The sequence below is a fragment of the Escherichia sp. KCJ4928 genome, from assembly GCF_004352695.1.
Taxonomy (GTDB): Bacteria; Pseudomonadota; Gammaproteobacteria; order Enterobacterales; family Enterobacteriaceae; genus ECMA0423.
Genome location: NZ_SJWV01000596.1, coordinates 1 through 478, shown reverse-complemented (window position 1 = coordinate 478; position 478 = coordinate 1). Strand labels below are relative to the sequence as shown.

Annotated in this window: 1 protein-coding gene; it reads right to left on the bottom strand. The window is 37.0% G+C overall.

What is annotated here, in order from left to right:
* Positions 1 to 478 (bottom strand): cysteine peptidase family C39 domain-containing protein (locus tag E0D98_RS25780; RefSeq protein ID WP_240723789.1); only part of this gene is annotated, 478 nt, incomplete at both ends.

Sequence of the window (478 nt, the reverse complement as noted above, 5' to 3'; positions counted from 1 at the left end):
ATTTAACGTTGAAAATCCCCGGTGAACTAAAACCTTATCCATTACAACCTGAAAAAAAAGAGGTGTTATTAACGCAAGAAACTGAATAAAAGCAGAAACAGTTAACACCTCAAGTAAAATCCTCCTGTATTTCACAACAGAGGGGATAAACCAGGAAAAATCAAATTTAGCTAACTCTCCGACTACTGTTGCTCTTGACGTAACCAGAATGACTTTTCCCTGATACAGTTTTTCGAACTCATCCCGACTAAAAGTTAGTGACTGATGCTGTTCTGGATCATAAACAAGATAGCGTGATGAATCTTTAGTAACACGAGACAATATATAATGCTTACCGTCATCCCGCCATATCAACGCAGGTAAAGAAATTATTGACAATCTGGAAAAATGTTTTTCTACATATTTTGCTTTTAAGCCAATGGATTTCGCTGCCAGTAACCATTCAGTCACCCCAAAATCTTGTGTGTGGGTATTATAC